The following is a 6,897-nucleotide window of genomic DNA, read 5'->3' on the forward strand; positions in this document are numbered from 1 at the left end:
CTCCAGTCTCCTCGGTACGCTCCGAATGGACAACCTCCTGAAAGCCCACACCTAGAGCGCCGTGCGTCCATTCGGACGCACAAAGGACGCTCTAACCTATTTTATCTACGCATCTTGCTTTCCGAAAATCGATTCCGATTTTCGGGCCGATGCGCTAGCGCGCGTGTGTCTCCGGCCCGAGGGCTCGCTCACGCTCGCCGGAACAGCGACGCCACCAAAGCTATTGTGACGTCGGTCACGCCCTGGGTGCTGACAAGCAATCCCTTCAGGCTTGCCTGATTGCGACTGCGAAGGCCGACCGCGCCTCGCGGCCTGGTTGCGTTTCCGCCCCATTGCGGAATTATGGTTAAGGCGCTGCAAAAATATCACGCCTGTTCGGGCCTGAGCCTTGCAAATTGGGGCTTCCGACAGCAGCTTCCTGCCTTCAAGGCTGTGGAAACGCGGCCAACCTCGGAGTATATGTTTTCTTGAAATCGCCTAAAGCGAGCGTTGCGCGCCTGATTTGCCATGTTTTTTCTACCCTCAGTTTATCGGTTGCTCTTGCATGACGTGCGGTTTCGGACCTCCGCTTGTTTAGGATTTGTTAATGGGCTATCGTCTCCTCGATTTTTTAGGATGTTTTACGATCGGGAAGCGGCGGTTTATGTCCAGAGTATCGAGCCTGGCCGGTCTCTTTCTTTTGCCTGTTTTTTGCGGAGGCTTTTTGAGTCTGGCGGCCGCGCGCTCCGCCGACGCGCAGGTGCTTGAAGGACCCGGTGCCCTGTTTCTCGACCAGACGCCGATCGAAATGATGGCGTCCAACTATTCCAGTTTCGAAACCGGCTATCTTCTGCCCAAGGGCGCGGTCTACCTTCAGTTCGGTTCCGACCAGACGCTAGGCGGCGAAGCGACGGGCACGCAGGTCTATGAGGGGCGGGCGGACTGGGCGATCAGCGATCGCTTTCAGGTCAGCGCCTTCGGCCATGTCTTCGACGATCCGCCGCAATGCGGCACGGCGGCTTGTGAGGAGAATCTCACCTTCCTGGCCGGCGGCGGCGGCGTCAAATACGGTCTGATCGACAGCTACGGCCTGAACATGGCGGTCGCAGGCTCGCTCGAAGGCGTCTTCCTGTCGGGCGATCTCTATCAGAATGACGGCAACGGAGAATGGGACCTTGCCGGAAGCCTTCAGCTGCCGATCAGCCTGACGGTGACCGATTCCCTGCGGTTCCACGTGACGCCGGGCGTTTCCTTCCTGCCCGACAGCATCAACGGCCAGCCCTATTTCGGAACCGTGCCCTATGTCGGCGCAGGGTTGACATGGCAGCCGATCACCGGGCTTCAGTCCTATGCGACAGTGATGTTGCCCTACGCGACCGACGGCAACACGCTGTCGGGCAGCGGCGGCCTGGAGACGACACCGGTCTGGATGGCCGGCATGAAGCTTGCCGTGACGCCGAAGGCCGCCGTGGACCTCTTTGCGACAAATGGCTGGGGCATGACGCCGGCGACCAGCATCATCGCCTTTCCTCCGAAATCGGATGACATCGCCTACGGCATCCGTCTCAGCTATACGCCGTTTGTCGGCGAGGCGACGCGCGACGTGTATTTCGACAGCTACAGGGCGGATATGCTGAGTCCGGTCACCGAGCTGGAACTGCAGCAGCAGATCGGCGGGATCACGCTAGGAGCCGCCGATACGCTGACCCCCGGCCGCATTCTGGTCGAGGCCGGGATGGGCAACAGGAACTTCAGCGACTTCCACCTCGCCTTCAGTCCGGATCAGGATCTGCAGCTGGATGCCTTCTTCACGCAATATCCCGCAGGCGGGGCGGTCGGAAACGCGCAAAGCCCGTGGAACGATGAATGGTCCTACATGTTTGGCGGCAAGCTGCGCCTGATGGACCAGAAATATGGCGATCTGTTTTCGCTTTCCGGACAGGTTCTCGCCGGGCGCGACGTCAACAAGCCGACCGTGGGCGTTCTTTATGGCGCGCTTCCGGCAAGCCTTGCACTTTCGGAAAAGGCCAGCGTGACGCTGGAATCGAAGTTTGCCGCCTACCACACCGAGCGGATATGGGGGGTCGGCGGCGGTGTCTCCGTCCGTCCGTTCCGCGATCTTGAACTGTTGGGCGAGGTCACGGCTGTCTCGGACGGCGGCGATGCCATCTGGTCGGCCGGCGCCCGGTATGACCTCCATGGCACGCCGTTTAGCGCCGATGTCTATGCCACAAATGCAACAGGTCTCCACGGACTCGGCACGATGCTTGCGCAGGATGAGCCGCGGTATGGACTCACGTTGAGATTCGCTTATTAAGGAAGTGCAAATTGATCCGGCGCCCGTATTCGAACCCGTGTCGCCGATCAGTCACAGGACGAAGAAAAAAAGCGTTTGTTTCGGTCGAATTGCCGACTGCCAGGGAGCAGAACCAATTTCTGTTTAATCGTTTTCGAGTATCCATGTATTCTTGCCAGGCGCTTTGCTTGTCTCCTGCGGGGTGATACGTTTTGGGCTTATGTTTAAGGGGCAAGTGACAGCAATTCGGAGAGTTTCAATTGCGTGCCATTACCGTCATTCTCACCGCGATCATCATGACCGGGTGCAGTGCGTTGTACAACGTTTCGGAGGTTCGCCCGGTCGTGGGCGAAACGTCCGTGGTCAAGGTTGTGCCGGTAACGAGCCAGAACGTCATGATGGCGAATGCCATGACGCCCTATACGCCGCGCTCCCTGCCGCCTGTCTTTGACCAGACGGCAACATTGCAGGGTTCCGCGGTGCCGCGGATATCCGCCTACAGGCCGCAGGCGAGACCGGGAGCCGTGCCGACCAGATTGCCGCCGGTGCAGCAGCCCAGGCCCTACCGGATCGGCGTCGGCGATGTGGTGCTTCTGGCAACGCCCACCGCCGAGACGTCGACGCTGAACCAGATCAATGGCCTTCTTGCCGCGCAGAACGCACGTCAGGGCTACACCGTTCAGGACGACGGGGCGATCGCGATCCCGACCGTTGGCCGGGTCACCATTGGCGGCATGACGCTGGAGGAGGCCCAGTCCGTCCTGTTCCAGAGACTTGTTGAAAGCCAGATCGATCCGAACTTCAATCTGGAGATCACGGACTTCAATTCCCAGCGCGTCGCCGTCGGCGGGGCCGTGGCGCAGCCGCAGCTTGAGCCGATCACGCTGACGCCGCTTTATCTCGACGAGGCGGTCACCGCCGCAGGCGGCGTCGTTGCCACCGATCCGGAATATGCGACGGTGCGCCTTTATCGCGACGACCAGACCTACCAGATCCCGGCGACGAAGCTCTTTGCCAAGAACGATATACCGAAGGTCCTGCTGCAGAACGGGGACCGCGTGTTCGTCGACACCGAATACTCGGTCGAACTGGCCGAAGGCTATCTGCGTCAGGAGCTGGATCTCGCGAAGTTCCAGCGCGACGTGCTGGAAGAGCAGCGGGACATCTTCGAAACGCGCGTTCAGATGGATGCGATCGACAGGGACTACGTCTATGTCTTCGGCGAGGTCAAGCAGCAGGGCCGCTGGCCGCTGCCCTTCGACCGTTACGCAACGCTTGCCGATGCGATGTTCGAGCAGGGCGGCATCCAGCCCGTCACCGGCAACCCGCGCCGCATCTATGTTCTGCGCAAGAACCGGATTGCGGCAGGCGAGCCCCTCGGGATCACGGCATGGGCGCTTGATGCGCAGAATACCGCGAACCTCCTTCTGGCAACCGAGCTGCAGCTTCGGCCGAACGATATCGTCTTCGTCGCCAGCCAGCCGATCACCAACTGGAACCGCCTGATCTCGCAGATCACGCCGTCGATCTCGATCCTCGGCACGGCCAACGGCATTCTCGATTGAGGTGCAAGGGTCGCGCTCTGACCTATTGAATCGACGCATCGACCCGAAAATCGCTTCCGGTTTTCGGGTCGATACGCTCGTCGAGCGCAGCTCCGTTGCTGCCCGCTCTTGATGCGGCGCGAAGCTCCGGGACGCCGTTTGGGCTCTCCCGAAAGAGCGACAAACAAAAGCGGCCGGTCGCGGATGCGGCCGGCCTTTTCATATGCAGTCAGATGTTCGGGGAGCCCCGACGCCGATCAATAGCCCGGCGGCAGGATCGACAACTCGTCACAGGTCGCCTCGTTGCCGATCAGCGTATCCCTGATTCCGGCCTGCTGGCGGGCCCGCAGGCGGGCGGCATCGATATCGGACTGATCGGCGCCCATTTCCCGCGCTTTCGCATAGATCGCCTCGGAGGCGTTCTTGAGCTTTCTGTCGCCGCGCAGGCTCGTGTAGCTTTCGCAGCGCTGGGCGGCGAGTTCCGCGCGCGCGCCCTGGTCCAGCAGTTCCTCAAGCGGCGTTTCGGGCGGAGCCGTCTGGCAACCGGCGACCGTTACCAAGGCCGCAAAGGCGGCAGCTTTGATCAGTTTGACCAATGTCTTTTCTCCCAACTGGTTCTACCGCGCATCATAGCGAAAATCCGGCCGTTGTCTGCCGTGTTGCTCGACCCGTCGAGAGAATGGCATGGATGCTGCGGAAACGAAAAAGCCCGGCTGCTTGAGCCGGGCCGGGAAACGTGCCGTGCGTGAGAGGATCGAAGATCATGGGCCGTCGTTGAAGCCGACCTTGTCCACGATTTCCGACGCCTCGCTGCGATGAGCGGCAATCTCTGCCAGCGACAGGTCGTCGGGATGGATCTCGCCGAAGGACCGGACGATTTCGGAGGCTTCCGCGCCAGGCATCACCGGATACTCGAAAACCTGTTCGGCATAGATTTCCTGTGCTTCCGGCGAGGCGAGATACTCCATCAGCTTCAGCGCGTTTTCCGGATGCGGCGCGTGTTTGGCCATAGCCATGCCGGAGACATTGACGTGGGTTCCGCGCCCGTCGGCATTGGGAAACAGGATGTCGATCGCTGCCGCCCACTCCTTCTGCTCGGGTTCCTTGTCGTTGGTCATCATCAGGCCGACATAATAGGTGTTGCCGAGCGCGATGTCGCATTCGCCTGACATGATGGCCTTGGCCTGACCCCGGTCGTTGCCGTTCGGGCGGCGGGCGAGATTCGCCTTCAGGCCCTTCAGCCATTCCTCGGTGTACTCGGCGCCGTGGTGGGCAATCATCGAGGCGATCAGGGCGATATTGTAGGGATGCTGGCCGTCGCGGATGCAAATCGCGCCCTTCCATTTGGGGTCCGCTAGTTCTTCATAGGTGATCGGCACCTGGCCGACGCGGTCCTTCGAGGCGTAGACGACGCGTCCGCGCTTGGTCAGCGCAAACCAGTCGCCGTCGGGGTCACGGAACTGCGCGGGGATATCCGCATTGATGACCGCGCTTTCGACGGGCTGGGTGACGCCGGCCTCCTTGGCCTCTGTCAGGCGGCCGATGTCGACGGTCAGGATGACGTCAGCGGGCGAGTTGGCGCCTTCCGCCTTCACCCGCTCGACAAGGCCCGTATCGAGAAACAGCACATTGGTGTTGATGCCGGTCTCGGCCTCGAAGGCTTCAAGCAGGGGGGCGATCAGTTCGGGCTGGCGGTAAGAATAGATGTTGACGTCCTCCGCCGCGACCGGGGCCGCCGCAGCCGCCGTCGCCAATGCCAGAAACGAACCCGCAAGCGCCTTGAGCCTTGTCATTGTATCCTCCTTGTGATCTTTTAAGTTGATTTAATTCATCAGGTATCCTGCGCGCGGTGTCAACCGATCGGACTCCTAGACTTGAGTAAAAATTTCTTCTTTTTGGAATTGTTCCAAATTGAGAAATGCGTTATAAAACTGGAAAGATTCTAAAAAGGAAACCGGTATGCGCCTGACCAAGCAGACGAATTATGCAGTGCGGATGCTCATGTATTGCGCCGCCAACGACGGCAAGCTGAGCCGCGTGCCCGAGATTGCCAAGGCTTACGGCGTGTCCGAACTCTTCCTGTTCAAGATCATCCAGCCGCTGCACAAGGCCGGCATCATGGAAACGGTGCGGGGCCGCAATGGCGGCGTGCGCCTTGGACGTCCGGCTTCGGAAATCACGCTTTTCGATGTGGTCAGCGTCACGGAGGAGAACTTCTCCATGGCAGAATGCTTCGACGACGCCAACGAGACGGATTGCCCGCTGGTCGACAGCTGCGGCTTCAACGAGGCGCTGCGCAAGGCGCTGAACGCGTTCTTCTCCGTGCTCGCCGAATACACGATCAACGATCTGGTGCGCCGCCGCGTCGACATCTTCAAGCTGCTCAGCATCGAGGAAAACAGGAAGGTCGAAACCTCGGCCGCGTGAGCGCCGGCTCATTCCAGTCCGTGTTTGAAGGCGCCGGGGCATCTCCGGCGCCTTCTTCGTTCCTAAAGCGGTTCGATCCGGGCAGGATGGAGGTGAGTTGGCGCTTGAGCTTACCGGGAGAAAGATGTAGCAAGGAGTGGCTAACTCGTAACAGCAAGGCCGCAACCGCGGTGAATGTCCGTTGCGAAGGTTCGGCGGGCGGCAGGCGGTCACCCTGTCCGGACAAGAAAACCGAGTTGCTCCGCCTGTCTGACGGAGCAGGGAGAGAAGCATGAGCAGTCATTTCATCGGTATCGATGTCGGAACCGGCAGCGCCCGCGCGGGCGTTTTCAACGCGGAAGGACGTCTTCTCGGCGTCGGCAAGAAGGATCTCGCGCTGTGGCGGGAGGCGGGCGACATTGTCGAGCAGTCGTCGAACGACATCTGGAACGCCATCTGCTTTTCGACGAAGACGGCGATCGCCGAAGCCGGCATTGCCCCTGAAAGCGTCAAGGGGATCGGCTTTGACGCGACCTGCTCGCTGGTCGTGCTGGATAGCGATGGCAAACCGCTTGCCGTCGGTCCGTCGGAAGATGCCGCGCGTAACGTCATCGTGTGGATGGACCACCGGGCCATCGATCAGGCGGACCGCATCAATGCCGGCGGTCATGA

General features: G+C 60.6%; 6 protein-coding genes. 4 read left to right on the plus strand and 2 right to left on the minus strand.

Annotated elements, in window-relative coordinates:
- Positions 1 to 703 precede the first annotated feature (703 nt).
- Positions 704 to 2,296 carry a hypothetical protein gene (locus AC5DC2_RS16665; protein WP_491699292.1) on the plus strand — a complete coding sequence of 531 codons (1,593 nt, stop codon included), beginning with the start codon at positions 704 to 706 and terminating at the stop codon, positions 2,294 to 2,296.
- 239 nt (positions 2,297 to 2,535) lie between these two features.
- The gene (locus AC5DC2_RS16670) at positions 2,536 to 3,840 is read left to right on the plus strand and encodes a polysaccharide biosynthesis/export family protein (RefSeq protein ID WP_246750494.1); all 1,305 of its coding nucleotides are present in this window, start codon (positions 2,536 to 2,538) and stop codon (positions 3,838 to 3,840) included.
- Between the two features lie 236 nt (positions 3,841 to 4,076).
- Here the strand turns inward: AC5DC2_RS16670 and AC5DC2_RS16675 are convergent, their stop codons facing one another.
- Together AC5DC2_RS16675 and AC5DC2_RS16680 are read right to left on the minus strand one after the other, a co-directional pair.
- Positions 4,077 to 4,415 carry a hypothetical protein gene (locus AC5DC2_RS16675; RefSeq protein ID WP_024706080.1) on the minus strand — a complete coding sequence of 113 codons (339 nt, stop codon included), beginning with the start codon at positions 4,413 to 4,415 and terminating at the stop codon, positions 4,077 to 4,079.
- A 165-nt stretch (positions 4,416 to 4,580) separates the two neighbouring features.
- Entirely contained in the window at positions 4,581 to 5,612 is a 1,032-nt protein-coding gene (locus tag AC5DC2_RS16680) for a Fe(3+) ABC transporter substrate-binding protein (protein WP_024706081.1), read from the minus strand.
- Positions 5,613 to 5,778: 166 nt separating this feature from the next.
- Between AC5DC2_RS16680 and rirA the strand changes: the two genes are divergently transcribed.
- Entirely contained in the window at positions 5,779 to 6,246 is a 468-nt protein-coding gene (gene rirA, locus AC5DC2_RS16685; RefSeq protein WP_024706082.1) for an iron-responsive transcriptional regulator RirA, read from the plus strand.
- Positions 6,247 to 6,517: 271 nt separating this feature from the next.
- On the plus strand, positions 6,518 to 6,897 hold a 380-nt coding region (locus tag AC5DC2_RS16690; protein ID WP_491699293.1), incomplete at its 3' end, for an FGGY family carbohydrate kinase.

The organism is Martelella sp. (genome assembly GCF_984369615.1).

Bases quoted from the DNA above. Each gene is read 5' to 3' on its own strand.
- AC5DC2_RS16680 (WP_024706081.1), bottom strand. From the start codon at position 5,612: ATGACAAGGCTCAAGGCGCTTGCGGGTTCGTTTCTGGCATTGGCGACG.
- rirA (WP_024706082.1), top strand. From the start codon at position 5,779: ATGCGCCTGACCAAGCAGACGAATTATGCAGTGCGGATGCTCATGTAT.